The following is a 17,091-nucleotide window of genomic DNA, read 5'->3' as shown; positions in this document are numbered from 1 at the left end:
AATTCAATTATGTCTAAAAAAACAATCCTCTTTTTTTGCTTCTTTTTTCTGGTGATGAAAGGATGGACACAGGAAAGCACTGCTTCTTCTCAAGTGAGTACTTTTAGTATTGTATCTCCCGAATTACAAACGACAAAAAAAATCTGGCTCTACTTACCCAAAAACTATAGCGCTTCCAAGAAGAAATATTCCGTGATTTATATGCCCGATGCTCAAAATTTATTCGATGCTAAAACTTCTTATAGTGGCGAATGGAATATTGATGAAAAATTAGACAGTCTACGCGCACAAGTAATCGTAGTAGGAATTGAACACGGAAACGAAAAACGGTTGGAAGAACTCACTCCCTATCCTCACGAAAAATATGGCGGAGGCAAGGCGAATCAATACCTAGATTTTATTGTCAACACTTTAAAACCGAGCATCGACAAAAAATACCGCACCAAAACCGACAAAACACATACGCTAATAATTGGCAGTTCCTTGGGTGGATTGACCGCATTTTACGCCACGCTTAAGTATCCCGAAGTTTTCGGCAAAGCAGGCGTTTTTTCTCCTGCCTTTTGGATTAACAGAAAGGATATTATCGCATTAACAGAACAAACCCAAAAGATAAAAGCAAAATACTATTTCCTTTGTGGAGACCAAGAAGGCGATGATGATAGTATGGTAAAAGACTTGAATACAATGGAAAACATCATCAATACCAAGCGTTGTTCCTGTAAACATTTGAATAAAAAGACCATAATAAAAGGCGGACAACACAACGAAAAATTATGGCGAGATGGTTTTGTAAAAGCCTTACTTTGGTTGGGCTACTAATCCTTTTTTAGAACAATAAAAATTTATGTTATGCAACTAATCCTTCGCGAATACAACCTCAAACTAAAACACACCTTCACCATTTCTAGAGAATCTATCGATTTTCAACCTTCGTTAATTGTAGAACTCCAAAGCGAAGGCTACTCAGGATTTGGCGAAGCAACCTCCAACCCTTATTATCACACCACGGTTCCAATGATGCGTGCGGATTTGGAAAACATTCGTTCATTGATAGAAAACACAACAACCGAAACCCCCGAAGAATTTTGGAACAAAGTATATCCTTTTTTGAAAGAGGATATGTTTGCGCTTTGTGCTTTAGACTTGGCTTATAATGATTTATATGCTCGCAAAAAAGGCGAAAAATTATACGAACTTTGGAATTTTACTACCGATAAAAATCCTTTAACTGATTACACCATCGGCATCGCTTCTATTGAAAAAATGGTTGCCAAAATGAAAGAACTCCCTTGGCCTATCTATAAAATTAAATTAGGCACCCAAGAAGACATCGAAATTGTAACTGAATTACGAAAACATACAGACGCCATTTTCAGAATCGATGCAAACTGCGGTTGGGGTGTTGAAGAAACCATTACTAACTCTGTAGCTTTAAAAAAACTCGGGGTGGAATTCTTAGAACAACCTATGAAAGCCGATAATTGGGAAGCACATAAAGAAGTTCACAAACACTCCGCTTTGCCCATCATTGCTGACGAAAGCTGCATTATCGAATCCGATGTAGCCAAATGCCATAACCATTTCCACGGTGTAAATGTCAAATTAGTAAAATGTGGCGGTCTAACTCCTGGCAAACGTATGTTAGAAGAAGCCAAAAAACTAGGACTAAAAACTATGGTAGGTTGTATGACAGAATCTACAGTAGGCATCTCAGCTATAGCACATCTGCTACCACTACTAGATTACGTAGATATGGACGGAGCGCTACTATTGGATAAAGATATTGCTACGGGAGTAACCATTACTTATGGTAAAATTGATTACCCAGACGGAAACGGAACTGGAGTAACACTTTTATAATTCGTATGAAAGTCAATCAATTTCCCAATCGCGTAATCGAAATCAACCAAGAAACGTTCCTTTATTTTGGAGGAACGGCTTATCTTGGTTTACCAACTTTACCCAAATTTCAAGAAATTATTTTCAAAAATATCCAACGTTGGGGCACCGCATACGGTAGTTCAAGAAACGCAAACATACAATTGAGCGCCTACGACACTGGCGAAACTCAACTTGCGCAATTCATTCAGGCCGATGCCGCAGTTACCGTTTCATCAGGAATGCTAGCTGGCAAGCTAACACTTGATTTTTTAAGCACAAGTACAGATGTATTTTACCATTTCCCAAATGCTCATCCCGCCATACAAAGAAAAGACAGTCTGCCTCTATTTATAAACAATCAATTAAACCCTAGAATTTTAGACAATAAAAAAGAAAAAATCACCATCGTTACAGATGCTGTTCCTTCATTTCAGACACAAGCCATAGACCTAAAAATTCTCGATAGCATTCCCTCCCATAAAGAAATCACTTTGGTTGTAGATGAATCCCACTCTATCGGAATCCTTGGCAAAAACGGGTCAGGAATTTATTCGAGTATCATCAATCCAAATATCAAACGCAAAATTTTGGTCGCCTCACTTGGCAAAGCATTGGGACTCACAGGAGGTGTGATAGCGAGCGCTTCGAGTTTTATTCAAGAAATCAAAAATTATGACACCTTTATTGCAGCCGCTGGGATGAATCCCGCCTATGTGCAAACCCTTGCCGAAACCGCTCATCTAGTGCAACAACAGCGTCAAAAATTACAAGACAACTTAGACTATCTCGCCCAACATTTACAACCCAATCCCAAAATCAATTTCACCGCAAACTACCCTTCCATTTACTTAGATTGGAACAAGAGCTACGATATATTGTTGCAAAACAAAATCGTAATCACCCATTTTAATTATCCCTCAGACCAAAAAACCTTGAACCGAATCGTCATTTCGGCCAATCATCAAAAAGAAGACCTTGACCAACTAATTAAAGTTTTAAATTCCTTTTTATAGATTTTAGGAGCAGGAAAAAAGGCTTTTTTGCCATCATAGAACCCGTCAACCGCTATATCTTTGCTTTTTTAAAGAAAAAAAGCAAAGGATGCCGCTACTACCGGGGCTAAAAGGAAACATCTTGCCTTCTTGTAAACATTAAATTCATAGCTTTAGTCTGAAATACTTAAAGACTCCAACCTTAAGACTTTTCAAATTAAAAAATCCATACCGATTCACCTGTGTTCCTTATATGCCCTTCTATTTTACTCCTATAAAACACGCCAAAAATTATAGAAACTTATATGCCTTATATGTTTTAAAAAAAAGCACTCAATTAATGACAATTGGAGCAATTCTTCATCATTTTTTTAGAGAGCACCCCGAATTCAGACTCGAATATAACGTCTCTCTATTTTTAAACTGTACCTTTGTAAAAAATTAAAAGAATATGACCAACAACGATATTTTCAAAAAATTACGCGTAGCCTTAATGTTGCGTGACGACCAAATCGTTGAAATCCTAGAATTAGTAGATTTCAGAATATCAAAATCAGAATTAGGTGCCTTTTTCCGCGACGAAAAACATCCCAACTATATGGAATGTGGTGACCAAGTATTGCGCAATTTCCTTAACGGATTGGTAATCCATTTACGTGGCACCAAAGAAAACCCAAAAATACCTACTGAAGTTTTAGCAAAACACAGAGCTGAAATCCCAGCAAAAGACGGAGCTGCAAAACGTCCAGAGTTCAAAGCCAAACCAAAAGATGCAGAACAAAGCCGCGGAGACAAAAAGCCAGCAAGCAAAAAACCTTTCAAAAAAAGCAATAAAGCGGCTGCACCAAAAATCCAAGTGGTTGAAAAAGTAAAATTCAACAACGGAAAGAATAAAAAATCATAATGAAAACGGCGCTAGTTATTGGCAGTACGGGACTTATTGGTTCGCAACTAGTAGATATACTTTTAGAAAGTGAACACTATCAAAAAGTTATCATTTTTGTAAAAAGAGAATCTGGAAAATCATACCCCAAACTAGAGCAACACATCATCAACTTTGATGCACCTGAAACCTATCAACATTTGGTGAAAGGCGATGATTTATTTTGCACCATCGGTACAACCATCAAAAAAGCAGGAAGCCAATCGGCCTTTCGAAAAGTAGATTACGAATATCCAATTGCATTTTCAAAAATTGCAAAGACGAATAACATAAAGCAATTCCTGATTGTTTCCTCTTTGGGCGCCAACAAAGACTCGAACAACTTCTATTTAAAAACCAAAGGAGAAATGGAAACTCAATTAGCCAAAGCTAATTTTGAAACCACTGTTATTGTTAGACCTTCCTTATTATTAGGTCAACGCTCAGAATTTAGATTAGGAGAAAAAATAGGTGCTTTTTTCTCAAAAGGATTTTCTTTCCTACTCCTAGGAAGCTTAAAAAAATACCGCCCAATAGAAAGCTATACAGTTGCTAAAGCCTTGTATCGTTTAGCACAATCCAACGTAAAAGGCTACACCATTTACGAATCGGATGAACTTCAAAACATCGGAAAATAAAAAAGCCTGTTCATAACGAACAGGCTTTTCAATATATAACTAGATTGTAAATTAAGACAATGCAACTTTAACTTGGTCGGCAGCTTCTTGAAACTCAACTGCAGAAAGAATTGGCATTCCAGAATTATCAATTAATTCTTTTGCAATAGCAGCATTAGTTCCTTGCAAACGTACAATGATTGGCACTTTTATAGCGTCACCCATATTTTTGTAAGCATCTACAACACCTTGTGCCACACGGTCACAACGAACAATTCCACCAAAAATATTGATCAAAATTGCTTTTACGTTTGGATCTTTTAAGATAATACGGAAAGCAGTTTCTACACGTTTTGCATCAGCAGTTCCTCCTACGTCTAAGAAATTAGCAGGCTCAAAACCAGCATACTTAATCAAATCCATAGTTGCCATAGCCAAACCAGCTCCGTTTACCATACATCCAACAGTTCCGTCAAGGTCTACATAATTCAAACCTACTTCTTTTGCTTCAACTTCGATTGGGTTCTCCTCACGAATGTCACGCATATCAGCATATTTAGCTTGTCTGTATAAAGCATTATCATCGATATTTACTTTAGCATCAACCGCCATAATTTTATTATCAGATGTTTTTAACACAGGGTTAATTTCGAACATCGAAGCATCTGAACCAATGTAAGCATTATATAAAGAATCGATGAATTTCACCATTTCTTTGAAAGCATTTCCAGAAAGCCCTAAGTTAAAAGCAATTCTTCTTGCTTGAAAACCTTGCAAACCAACAGCTGGATCTACTTCTTCAGTAAAAATTAAATGAGGAGTATGCTCAGCCACTTCTTCGATATCCATTCCACCTTCTGTAGAATACATAATCATATTACGGCCAGTAGCTCTGTTCAATAAAACAGAAACATAAAACTCAGAAGTTTCGCTTTCACCTGGATAATATACATCTTCAGCGATTAACACTTTGTGTACTTTTTTACCTTCGGCAGAAGTTTGAGGAGTAATCAATTGCATCCCGATGATTTCGCTAGCAATTCCTTCTACTTTGTCTAAGCCTTTGGCAAGTTTTACACCACCACCTTTTCCACGTCCACCGGCGTGAATTTGAGCTTTAACAACATACCAACTTGTACCTGTTTCGGCAGTTAATTGTTTTGCAGCAGCAACAGCTTCTACAGGGCTATTCGCTACAATTCCGCGTTGAATTCGTACGCCGTAGCTTGCTAAAATTTCTTTTCCTTGATATTCGTGTATGTTCATAAGTATATAAAATTTGACAGGACTCTGAAAACGTTCCAGAATAAAGTGCGACAAAAATAGAAAATTAAACTCAAATAGAATTATTTTTTTTTCTTAAAAAAAGACAAGTTTAACTTAAAAATAACCTTACAAAACAATATGCCTGCTTAAAAAAATTAAAGGTTATTCAAAAATTTGTGATATTTTTTTTTGGACAGGCGAAAATCACTAAAAAAGTCAGTTTTTGCAGGTAAATAAGACGTTTTCAATTTCAAATATTATGAAAATGTTAACAGAGGCGGGGCAAAATTTTGCAATTGTCATTTTTGCAAGCTGAATTTGGTTTTATAGCAAAAATAATAGCTAAAACCTGTATTTAGACAGATTATCTCATGAATTACATAATTTTGTAAAAAAAATAGCAAGCATGAAAGTTAAAGAACAAGGCCTTTACTTGCCCGAATTTGAACACGACAATTGTGGCGCAGGATTCATTTGTAATTTGAATGGAATAAAATCTAATGATATTATTCACAAGGCATTAGACATTTTAATTAAATTAGAGCATCGTGGCGCTGTTAGCTCTGATGGTAGAACTGGTGATGGAGCAGGAATCCTTTTTGATATTCCGCACACATTTTTTAAGAAAGTATGTGAATTTTCTATTCCTGAGCCTAGAGAATATGCTGTTGGTATGGTATTCATGCCTAAAAGTAGTAATCAAGTTGATTTTTGCAAAACTACTTTTGAAAAAGCAATTTTAGATCAAAAATTAGAAATCCTCGGATGGAGAGATGTTCCTGTTGATGTTAGCAATCTAGGACAAATCGCTGCCGAAAAAGAACCTACGGTAAAACAAGTTTTTGTTGGCAAAAATGGTTTGGACTTAACAGAACAACAATTCAACGCCAAAATGTTTGCCGCTAGAAAGATAGCAGAACATGCAGTTAGAGGTTCAAAAACTTCGGAAAGTCATATGTTTTACTTCTCAAGTTTTTCTACCACAACTATTATATATAAAGGACTGTTAATGCCAGAAGACATTAGCCGTTATTACACCGACTTATTAGACAGTGACTTAGTTACTCGATTGGCATTAGTACACCAACGATTCTCAACAAACACTTTCCCTTCATGGGATTTAGCACAACCTTTCCGCTATATGTGTCACAATGGTGAAATTAACACATTAAGAGGAAACGTGAGCCGAATGAGAGCTCGTGAAGAACTGATGAAAAGTGATGTTTTTGGCGAAGATTTAAAAAAATTATTCCCAATCATTTTAGAAGGCAAATCAGATTCTGCTTCTATGGATATGGTTGTAGAATTGTTACTAATGACGGGAAGAACTCTTCCTGAAGTCATGATGATGGTAGTTCCAGAAGCATGGGAAAAACATCAAACGATGAGTGCTGAGAAAAAAGCATTCTATGAGTACAATTCTTGTATTATGGAACCTTGGGACGGCCCAGCTTCTATTCCTTTTACTGACGGAAATGTTATTGGAGCGCTATTGGATAGAAATGGTCTACGCCCTTCAAGATATACTTTGACCAAAAGTGGTTTTGTAATTATGTCTTCAGAAATTGGTGTACTTGACATCAACCCAGAAGATGTCATTCAACATGGTCGATTAGAACCAGGAAAAATGTTCTTGGTTGATATGAACGAAGGGAGAATAATCGAAGATGACGAAGTAAAACATTCCATAGTTACTAAACGTCCTTACCAAAAATGGTTGGATGAAAATCTTTTACAATTAGCTTGTATTCCTTATACTGACAACCCTATTCCAGTTGAGAATCTTGATTTTGAAACCAGACAACGTATGTTTGGCTATACAATAGAGGATTTAAAAACAATAATTAATCCAATGGGCGGTAGCGGAAACGAGGCCATTAGCTCTATGGGTAATGATACTCCATTAGCAGTATTATCAGATCAACCACAATTATTGTATAACTATTTCAAACAATTATTTGCTCAAGTTACCAATCCTCCTTTGGATGGAATTCGTGAAGAAATCATCACAGATATTAGTTTAGCTATTGGTGGAGATTACAATATATTTGACATTGAAGCAAAACAATGCAAAAAATTAAAAATCCAAAACCCAATCATTTCTAATGAAGATTTGGATAAAATAAGAAACATTCAGCACGAAGATTTCAAATCAGTTACTATTTCTACGTTGTACAAAATAGAAAAAGGAGCTAATGGTTTAGAGCGTGCATTAGAGAAATGCGTACAAGCCACTTTCAAAGCTGTTTCTGAAGGAAGTAATATTGTTATCCTCTCTGATCGTGGAGTAAGCGAAACCCTAGCACCTATTCCTATGCTTTTGGCTTGTTCTTATATTCACCACACTTTAAACCAACTTAAAGTACGCTCTAAGTTTGGAATTGTTATTGAATCTGCCGAACCTCGTGAGCCGCATCATTTTGCTCTTTTATTTGGATATGGTGCTAGCGCAATTAATCCTTATATGGTAAATGAAATAATTCATAATCAAGTTAAAGAAGGTCACATCGCTGGAATAACTGCCGAATATGCTATTAAAAATTACAATAAAGCTATCGGAAAAGGGATTTTGAAAATTATGAATAAAATCGGAATCTCTACGCTACATTCGTATAGAGCTGCTCAGATTTTTGAAATTTTAGGTTTAAACAAATCATTCTCAACCAAATATTTCCCATACACTCCATCTAGAATTGAAGGTATTGGATTAATGGAAGTAGAAAAAGAAGTGAAAAAGCGTTTCCAAAAAGCATTCCCAAATTCAAAAGTAGCCAACTTGCTACCGCTCGAAATTGGTGGTATTTACAGATGGAGACGAAATGGTGAAAAACACATGTTTAATCCAACAACCATTTCAAAACTACAACAAGCCGTTCGTTTGAATAGCCCTGAAAGTTATGCCGAATATTCTAAAATGGTCAATGAGCAAAGCGCTAATTTGATGACTATTCGTGGATTATTTGAATTCAATAATTTGGATCCAATTTCAATTGACGAAGTAGAACCTTGGACTGAAATTGTAAAAAAATTCAAAACAGGTGCCATGTCATATGGTTCTATAAGTCAAGAAGCACACGAAAACTTAGCCATTGCAATGAACAGAATTGGTGGTAAAAGTAATTCTGGAGAAGGTGGTGAAGATTCAAGACGTTTCCAAAAAGAATTGAACGGTGACTCAAGAAATAGTGCTATAAAACAAGTAGCTTCAGGTCGATTCGGAGTGTCTATTAATTATTTGACCAATGCCAAAGAGATTCAAATAAAAATGGCTCAAGGAGCTAAACCTGGTGAAGGTGGACAATTACCAGGTGAAAAAGTAGTGCCTTGGATTGCTGCAACCAGAAATTCTACACCTTATGTTGGATTAATTTCTCCGCCTCCACATCACGATATTTATTCTATTGAAGATTTATCACAATTAATTTTCGATTTAAAAAATGCCAACCGTGAAGCTAGAGTAAATGTAAAATTAGTATCAGAAGTTGGAGTTGGAACTATAGCTGCGGGTGTTGCTAAGGCAAAAGCTGATGTAATCCTAATATCAGGTTATGATGGAGGAACAGGTGCTGCACCATTAACATCCTTAACTCATACTGGAATCCCATGGGAATTAGGTTTGGCTGAAGCCCAACAAACTTTAATCCTAAATGATTTAAGAAGCCGTGTTGTTTTAGAGTGTGATGGACAGTTAAAAACTGGTCGTGACGTTGCTATTGCCGCTTTACTTGGAGCTGAAGAGTTTGGTTTTGCAACTGCACCATTAGTAGCTTCAGGTTGTATTATGATGCGTGCTTGTCACTTAAATACTTGCCCTGTAGGTATTGCAACTCAAGATCCTGAGTTGCGTAAAAACTTCAAGGGTACACCAGAACATGTTATTAATTTTATGTACTTCATTGCAGAGGAATTAAGACAAATTATGGCACAACTTGGCTTTAGAACTTTAAAAGAAATGGTAGGACAATCTCAAAAATTGAACGTAAATAAAGCGATTCAACATTACAAAGCGATGGGATTAGATTTGTCAACTATTCTTTATAAACCAGAAAAAGCAAAAACAGTTCCTAACCACAATACAATGCCTCAAGATCATGAATTAGAGCATGTATTAGATTTTGATATTATCAAAGCTGCGATTCCTTCTATTTATAGAAAAGAAAGAACAAGAGTAACCTTTGATATCAAAAATACGGATCGTTCAGTTGGAGCAATTTTGAGTAACGAAATTTCAAAAATATACGGTGCACAAGGACTTCCAGAAGATACTATTTTAGTAGACTTTACAGGATCTGCAGGACAAAGTTTTGGAGCTTTTGCTACCAATGGATTATCATTTAAAATACACGGAAACTGTAACGACTATCTAGGTAAAGGACTTTCTGGAGGTAAATTAATTATTAAAGTACCACCAACAGCAACATTCAAACCAGAGGAAAATATAATTATTGGTAACGTAGCACTTTATGGAGCCATTACTGGTGAAGCGTATATTAATGGGATGGCTGGAGAACGTTTCTGTGTTAGAAACTCAGGAGCAACTGCAGTGGTTGAAGGTATTGGAGACCATGGTTGTGAATACATGACTGGAGGGACTGTAGTTGTACTGGGCAAAACCGGACGAAACTTCGCTGCAGGTATGAGTGGAGGTATCGCTTATGTTTATGACCCAAATAAGAAATTCGACCAAACACTTTGCAATATGGAAATGGTGGCTTTTGACCCATTAGAAGTAGAAGATATCGCAAAAATGAAACGTTTGATAAAAAATCATTCCTTATACACAAGTAGCCCGTTAGCTAAAAGAATTTTGGCAGATTGGGACAACCAAGTCAAGCATTTTGTAAAAGTAATGCCTACAGATTACAAAAAAGCATTACAACGTATTGCAGCAGAAAAGGAAGTTGAAGAATTAATAGCACAATAGTCATGGGAAAAATAGGAGGATTTAAAGAATTTAATAGAGCCGACGAAGGTAACATAGCTGTTGTTGAACGCGTTGCCAATTATAATGAATTCACAATTGCATTACCAAAAGATAAAATAAAAGAACAAGGTTCAAGATGTATGGATTGTGGCATCCCGTTTTGCCATAGCTCGTGTCCATTGGGGAATTTAATTCCTGATTTTAATGATATGGTACATCAAGAAGAATGGCAAAGTGCATTAGAAATATTGCAATCAACGAATAATTTTCCTGAATTCACAGGAAGATTATGCCCTGCACCATGTGAAAAATCATGCGTTCTAGGTATTATCAAAGAACCTGTTGCCATCGAAAATATCGAGAAAAACATTATAGAAAGAGGTTTTGCAGAAGGATGGATTAAACCACAACCGCCTGCAGTTCGAACTGGTAAAAAAGTTGCTGTTGTAGGTTCTGGACCAGCTGGTCTAGCGGCTGCACAACAACTCAATCGTGCTGGACATACTGTAACTGTTTTTGAAAGAGATAATGCTATTGGCGGATTGTTACGCTACGGAATTCCAAATTTCAAATTAGAGAAAGGAATAATCGATCGTCGTGTTGCTATTTTAGAAGCTGAAGGTATCGTTTTTAAAACCAATGTAAATGTTGGTGTAAACTTTTCAGTAGAAGAATTAAATGAATTTGATTCAATCGTTCTTTGTGGTGGAGCCACAGAAAGAAGAGGTTTACCTACAAAAGGAGCCGATAGCAAAGGCGTAGTTCAAGCTATGGATTTCCTAACACAACAAACTAAAGTTTTATACGGTGAAGAAGTTCCTAATCAAATCAAAGCTACAGGAAAAGATGTTATCGTAATAGGTGGTGGAGATACTGGATCTGACTGTATTGGAACTTCAAATAGACAAGGCGCAAAATCAGTTACCAATTTTGAGATTATGCCAAAACCTCCAGTGGGTCGAAGCGAATCTACTCCTTGGCCTTTTTGGCCACTACAACTAAAAACCTCTTCTTCACACGAAGAAGGTTGTAATAGAAATTGGTTAATCAACACCAAAGAATTTATTGCTAATGAAAAAGGAGAACTAACTGCACTAAAGACAGTAGAAGTTGCTTGGAAAATTGTTCCTGGACAACGTCCTGAACTAATTGAAAAGGAAGGTTCAGAGAAAATTTGGCCTTGTGATTTAGCATTACTAGCTCTTGGATTTACAGGACCTGAAAAAACTTTAGCAGAACAACTTGGTCTAGAATTGGATATGAGAAGTAACTTCAAAGCCAATAACTACCAAACTAATGTTCCTCATATTTTTACGGCTGGTGATATGAGAAGAGGGCAATCATTGATTGTTTGGGCTATTTCTGAAGGTCGTGAGGTTGCAAGAGAAGTTGATTTATTCTTAATGGGATACACCAACTTACCAACTAAAGGTAAAGGCGATTTGCCTTCATTATAAGAAACCATTTTTTTTAAATCCCTTGGCTATAACTTTTTAAGTCAAGGGATTTTTTATTGTTATAAAACTTAGATTTAGAAAACAAAATGTTTAAATTATAACTTTTTGTTATATTTTGTTATATTTTGTTTTTTATTTGGTCGACGGTATAAACTGTAATAAATTTGTAAAAAATTAAATCACAATGCAAGGAAAAGACTTACTTCAATTAGCAGAACAATTTGGCACGCCATTATATGTTTATGATGCTGAAAAAATTCAATCGCAATTTAACAGATTAACAAAAGCTTTTTCTAAGGTTGAAAAACTTCGTATTAATTATGCGATGAAAGCATTGTCAAACATATCAATCCTTCAACTCTTAAAAGATATGGGGTCTGGTTTAGATACTGTTTCTATTCAAGAAGTTCTACTTGGATTGCATGCAGGTTACGCTCCAGAAAAGATTTTTTATACTCCAAATGGTGTTTCTTTAGAAGAAATAGAAGAAGTAAATGCTTTGGGTGTTCAAATAAACATTGATAATTTATCCATTCTAGAACAATTTGGTACAAAACACCCAAATGTTCCTGTATGCATACGTATTAATCCACACGTAATGGCTGGTGGAAACACTAACATTTCTGTAGGTCATATTGATAGCAAGTTTGGAATATCTATACATCAATTACCACATTTGGTTCGAATAGTAGAAAACACCAAAATGAACATCGTCGGGATCCATATGCATACGGGTTCGGATATTTTAGATATCGAAGTATTTTTATATGCAGCAGAAATTCTTTTTGACGCTGCTAGAAACTTCAAAAACCTTGAATTTTTAGATTTTGGTAGTGGTTTCAAAGTACCCTATAAAAAAGACGATGTACAAACAGATATCGAAGAATTAGGTAAAAAATTATCAAAACGTTTTAATGCTTTCTGTGTTGAGTACGGAAAAGACTTAACATTGATTTTTGAACCAGGTAAATTCTTAGTCAGTGAAGCTGGTTACTTTTTAACAAAAGTAAATGTTGTAAAACAAACTACATCAACTGTTTTTGCTGGAATTGATAGCGGTTTTAACCATTTAATTCGACCAATGCTTTATGGCTCTCAACATCATATCGAAAATATTTCTAATCCAAAAGGAAAAGAACGTTTCTATTCTGTAGTAGGTTATATCTGTGAAACCGATACTTTTGCAAATAATAGAAGAATCGCAGAAATAAAAGAGGGAGATATCCTTTCTTTCCACAACGCTGGTGCTTATTGCTTCTCTATGTCGTCTAATTATAACTCTAGATATAAACCCGCTGAAGTACTATGGTATAATGGTAAAGGGCATTTGATTCGAGCTCATGAAAAATTTGAAGATTTGCTTCAAAATCAAATTCCACTTCAAATAGAAGCAACCGTTTAATAATAAAATCCCATTTGAAAAAATGGGATTTTTTCATTTATGTTTTATATATTTAAAAAAATCTTAACCTCAATCAAAAGTAAGCTTTCTTATATTTGATTTATTCTAAAAAACAATATATGAACAGACGGAATTTCTTCAAAAATGGTTCCCTTTTCGCTCTTGGAACAACTTTACTAAATCCATTCGAAAGTCCTGCAAACGAATTAGATTTATCCAATTTTCACAAAAATAAAAAAGCAAAAAACATTATAGTTATCGTAAGTGATGGGATGAGCATTGGCACACTTAACATGGCTGATCTTTATTTAACCAGAAAAACTGGTAAAGGCAGCAACTGGATGCAATTATATAAAGACAAAAAAGTTAGTCGTGCATTAATGGATATGGCTTCTGCCTCATCGATTGTAACCGATTCTGCTGCTGCGAGTTCCTCTTGGGGTAGTGGATTTCGCGTTAAAAATGGTTCCTTAAATATTGGAACTAAAGGAGAAGAGTATTTACCAATTTGGCAAAAGTTTCAAAAAGCTGGAAAAATGGCTGGTTGCGTTACAACAGTTCCAATTACGCATGCTACACCTGCTGGATTTTGCATTTCTTCTAAAAGCAGAAACAGTCAAGAAGGAATAGCCGAACTGTATCTAGATTTAAAATTTGATGTCATGCTGGGTGGTGGCGACAACTACTTTTCTGCTGATATTCGAAAAGACAAAAGAGATCTCTATAAAGATTTTAAAGATAAAGGTTTTACTGTAGTCAAAAACAAAACTGAAATGTGGTCTAACGACAATAGCAAACCAATATTAGGCGTTTTTGACAAAGAAGGACTTCCTTATTCAAAAGACAGAGAAAGCAGCAAAGAACTAACCAATAGCATCCCTACTCTTGCAGAAATGACACAAAGAGCTATTGATAAAATGAAAAATCATCCAAAAGGATTCGTTTTACAAGTAGAAGCAGGAAAGGTAGACTGGGCAGCTCATGGAAATGATGTAGCTGGGTTAATTTATGATCAAGTCGCACATGATGAAGCTATAAAAGTAGCTATAGATTTTGCCGAAAAAGATCAAAATACTCTAGTAATAATAACTTCTGATCATGGGAATGCTAATCCTGGTATAGTATATGGAAAAGATGCCAATGATAACTTTGATAGTATTCAAAAATATACCCAAACCAATGATTGGATTTTAAATGGTATCGGAAAAGAAACTAGTGTAGCGCAAGTAATAGAAAGAATTGAGTATGCTAATAAGATAATTTTAAAAGAAGAGGAAGCTAAGGAAATTTTAAGCTACTATACTAATATAAAACTTGAAGATGGACTTTACAATCCAAGGCACTTACCTCTTAAAGCGTTAGGAGATATTCAGAAAAAGCGCAACTCAGTAGGCTGGATTAGTACAGACCATTCAGCTGATTATACTGAACTAGCTATGTTTGGACCAGGAAGTCAACTTTTATCTCCATTTATAAAAAACACTGACCTTCATTATTTGATGCTTCAAGCTGCAGAAATAGAAAATATATTTTAACCAAAAAACTCCTGAAATTCAGGAGTTTTTTTTATTTCAAGTATAAAATTATTTATTTAGAAATCAAGAGTTCTTCCAAGACTTCAGCTTCAGTTCCATTTGGAAAAGTGATTTTAAGCATTTTTGACAAAGTTGGTGCTATTGATGTTATGTAAACTTTTTTATAAGATTCTCCTTTAGGAACATGCCAACCATAAAATAACAATGGAACATTAGTATCATAACTATTTGGAGTACCATGTGTAGTACCTGTTTCATTATATTCCAAAAAACCCGTTTTTTGAACCAATACTAAATCACCATTCTGTTTAGGATCAAATCCTTTAAAAATAAAATTTAAATAATAATCACCTCCTGATGACGCCAAAATTTCTTCATCAGTATACACCCTTTTAATGTGAGGCAAATCCAAAATAAAAGCCTTAAAAGCTTGTTTAACAACATTTAATTCTAATCCTTTGGTTTTAATTAAATCTCTATTTAAATAAATATTATAATTAGAATAATTTGATATTAAGTTTACCCCATAAGTCGCTATTGAAAACTTCTCAAGAGATTTGAAAGTCTCTTTTGATGGCACATTCGTAACATCATATTTACGATCTCTTAAAAAAATAGGGTTCTCAGCAGCAGCATGATCTGCAGTTAAAAAAAGCAAATAATTGTCCTTACCAACATTCTTATCAAGATAGTCTAACATTCTAGCTAAAGTTAAATCCAAACGCAAATAAGTATCTTGAATTTCCATCGACCTTGGGCCAAAAGTATGTCCTACATAGTCCGTTGAAGAAAAACTAACAGTTAAAAAGTCGGTATCATTATCTTTTCCTAAATTTTCACTTTCAATAGCCTGCAAAGCGATATCTGCTAACAAATCATTTCCAAAGGGTGTTGTTCTAAGAATATCAGCACCAGATTCTTTGTACAATTTATTCAAATCATAAGGAAAAACGGGAGCCTTTGATTTATCTATTTTCCCTTCGTATGGATTATCATCAGGAAGACTCTCATTATAATCAACAGTAGGTTTTAACAAACCCCATCCTTTCTGAATGTAATTCAAATAACGTTTTTCATTATTAAATTTAGTAACCCAATCAGGCATCTTATCACCATAAAAAGAACTTGAAATAAAATCTCCAGATTTACTAAACCAAAATGCCCAATTTGCAAAATGCCCTGCAGGCAAAATAGCTCCCCTATCTTTAATGCTCAAACCTATAACTTTTCCTTTAAAATTAGTTGCCATTCGCAACTCATCAGTAACAGTAGTTGAAAATAGATTTTTTGGTGACATCATTCCTTCTTTTTCAGTTCCAGCAACTAATGTAATTACAGAATCGTCATCTGTACAATACCTGTTTTTACCAGTTTCACGAATATACCAATCATTACCAATTATACCGTGAGTTGCAGGAGTAGTTCCTGTATAAATTGAAGCATGTCCTGGAGCAGTATAAGTAGGTACATAGTTATAATTCATATTATTAAATGCATAACCATTATTCATTAAACGCTTGAATCCGTTTTGTGAATAATCATCATAAAACCTATCTAAATATTCAGCTTTCATTTGATCCACAACTATTCCAATAACAAGTTTAGGACGTTGCTGACCAATGGAAAAACTGGAAACAAGCAAGAATACTAATACAAAAACTTTATTCATAAATAAATTTTTTACACAAATTTAAATTATATAATCAAGAAAACAGGAAAAAACAAAGATTTTAGTATACCCTTCCTAATGTTTAAAAAAAAAGGGCATAAAAAAACCCTTCATTTTAGATGAAGGGTTTTTAATAAAGAAAGGCGGCGACATACTCTCCCACAAATTGCAGTACCATCTGCGCAGGCGGGCTTAACTTCTCTGTTCGGAATGGGAAGAGGTGAGCCCCGCCGCAATAACCACCTTAAGGTCGTTTTGCAATGGGTAACCAGTTTTGACTGATTAACATTACACAATATCTTAACATACTGAGATAAAGAATATAAAAAGTTTCAACTTGCCTTGAGCGAAGTCGNTTTTAATAAAGAAAGGCGGCGACATACTCTCCCACAAATTGCAGTACCATCTGCGCAGGCGGGCTTA

At 35.2% G+C, this 17,091-nt stretch carries 11 protein-coding genes and 2 rRNA genes (1 of these 13 only partly in view); 9 read left to right on the top strand and 4 right to left on the bottom strand.

Annotation, left to right across the window (positions count from 1 at the left end; all coding sequences use genetic code 11):
• Positions 1 to 9: 9 nt before the first annotated feature.
• From FLAVO9AF_RS06000 to FLAVO9AF_RS05980, 5 genes are all read left to right on the top strand, one after another.
• The gene (locus FLAVO9AF_RS06000; RefSeq protein ID WP_159685704.1) at positions 10 to 822 is read left to right on the top strand and encodes an alpha/beta hydrolase; all 813 of its coding nucleotides are present in this window, start codon (positions 10 to 12) and stop codon (positions 820 to 822) included.
• A 30-nt stretch (positions 823 to 852) separates the two neighbouring features.
• Positions 853 to 1,863 carry a dipeptide epimerase gene (locus tag FLAVO9AF_RS05995; RefSeq protein WP_159685701.1) on the top strand — a complete coding sequence of 337 codons (1,011 nt, stop codon included), beginning with the start codon at positions 853 to 855 and terminating at the stop codon, positions 1,861 to 1,863.
• A 5-nt stretch (positions 1,864 to 1,868) separates the two neighbouring features.
• Entirely contained in the window at positions 1,869 to 2,897 is a 1,029-nt protein-coding gene (locus FLAVO9AF_RS05990) for an aminotransferase class I/II-fold pyridoxal phosphate-dependent enzyme (RefSeq protein WP_159685698.1), read from the top strand.
• 430 nt (positions 2,898 to 3,327) lie between these two features.
• Positions 3,328 to 3,780, top strand: coding sequence for a DUF1456 family protein (locus FLAVO9AF_RS05985; RefSeq protein ID WP_159685696.1), 453 nt, complete (start codon positions 3,328 to 3,330; stop codon positions 3,778 to 3,780).
• The gene (locus FLAVO9AF_RS05980; RefSeq protein ID WP_201296280.1) at positions 3,780 to 4,436 is read left to right on the top strand and encodes an oxidoreductase; all 657 of its coding nucleotides are present in this window, start codon (positions 3,780 to 3,782) and stop codon (positions 4,434 to 4,436) included. Before FLAVO9AF_RS05985 ends, FLAVO9AF_RS05980 begins: the two co-directional genes overlap by 1 nt.
• A 51-nt stretch (positions 4,437 to 4,487) precedes the next feature.
• Here FLAVO9AF_RS05980 and sucC read toward each other — a convergent pair whose 3' ends face one another.
• A complete protein-coding gene (gene sucC / locus FLAVO9AF_RS05975) occupies positions 4,488 to 5,681 on the bottom strand; it encodes an ADP-forming succinate--CoA ligase subunit beta (RefSeq protein ID WP_159685693.1) in 1,194 nt (397 codons plus the stop codon).
• Between the two features lie 406 nt (positions 5,682 to 6,087).
• Here sucC and gltB point away from each other — a divergent pair, with 406 nt between their 5' ends.
• The 4 genes from gltB to FLAVO9AF_RS05955 all read left to right on the top strand — a co-directional run bounded on the left by gltB (position 6,088) and on the right by FLAVO9AF_RS05955 (position 14,999).
• The gene (gene gltB / locus FLAVO9AF_RS05970) at positions 6,088 to 10,605 is read left to right on the top strand and encodes a glutamate synthase large subunit (protein WP_159685691.1); all 4,518 of its coding nucleotides are present in this window, start codon (positions 6,088 to 6,090) and stop codon (positions 10,603 to 10,605) included.
• A gap of 2 nt (positions 10,606 to 10,607) precedes the next feature.
• The gene (locus tag FLAVO9AF_RS05965; RefSeq protein ID WP_159685689.1) at positions 10,608 to 12,062 is read left to right on the top strand and encodes a glutamate synthase subunit beta; all 1,455 of its coding nucleotides are present in this window, start codon (positions 10,608 to 10,610) and stop codon (positions 12,060 to 12,062) included.
• A gap of 184 nt (positions 12,063 to 12,246) precedes the next feature.
• Positions 12,247 to 13,464, top strand: a complete 1,218-nt coding sequence (gene lysA / locus FLAVO9AF_RS05960) for a diaminopimelate decarboxylase (protein ID WP_159685687.1) — start codon at positions 12,247 to 12,249, stop codon at positions 13,462 to 13,464.
• A gap of 119 nt (positions 13,465 to 13,583) precedes the next feature.
• On the top strand, positions 13,584 to 14,999 hold the full coding sequence (locus FLAVO9AF_RS05955) for an alkaline phosphatase (protein ID WP_159685685.1): 1,416 nt from the start codon (positions 13,584 to 13,586) through the stop codon (positions 14,997 to 14,999).
• Between the two features lie 52 nt (positions 15,000 to 15,051).
• Here the strand turns inward: FLAVO9AF_RS05955 and pafA are convergent, their stop codons facing one another.
• The 3 genes from pafA to rrf (FLAVO9AF_RS05940) all read right to left on the bottom strand — a co-directional run.
• Positions 15,052 to 16,668, bottom strand: a complete 1,617-nt coding sequence (gene pafA, locus FLAVO9AF_RS05950; RefSeq protein ID WP_159685683.1) for an alkaline phosphatase PafA — start codon at positions 16,666 to 16,668, stop codon at positions 15,052 to 15,054.
• Between the two features lie 138 nt (positions 16,669 to 16,806).
• Positions 16,807 to 16,915 (bottom strand): 5S ribosomal RNA (gene rrf, locus FLAVO9AF_RS05945).
• Positions 16,916 to 17,034: 119 nt separating this feature from the next.
• Positions 17,035 to 17,091, bottom strand: a 5S ribosomal RNA gene (gene rrf / locus FLAVO9AF_RS05940) (it continues 52 nt past the right edge of the window).

Source organism: Flavobacterium sp. 9R, from assembly GCF_902506345.1.
In the GTDB taxonomy this organism is placed as follows: domain Bacteria; phylum Bacteroidota; class Bacteroidia; order Flavobacteriales; family Flavobacteriaceae; genus Flavobacterium.
This window is presented reverse-complemented; position numbering and strand designations above follow the sequence as displayed.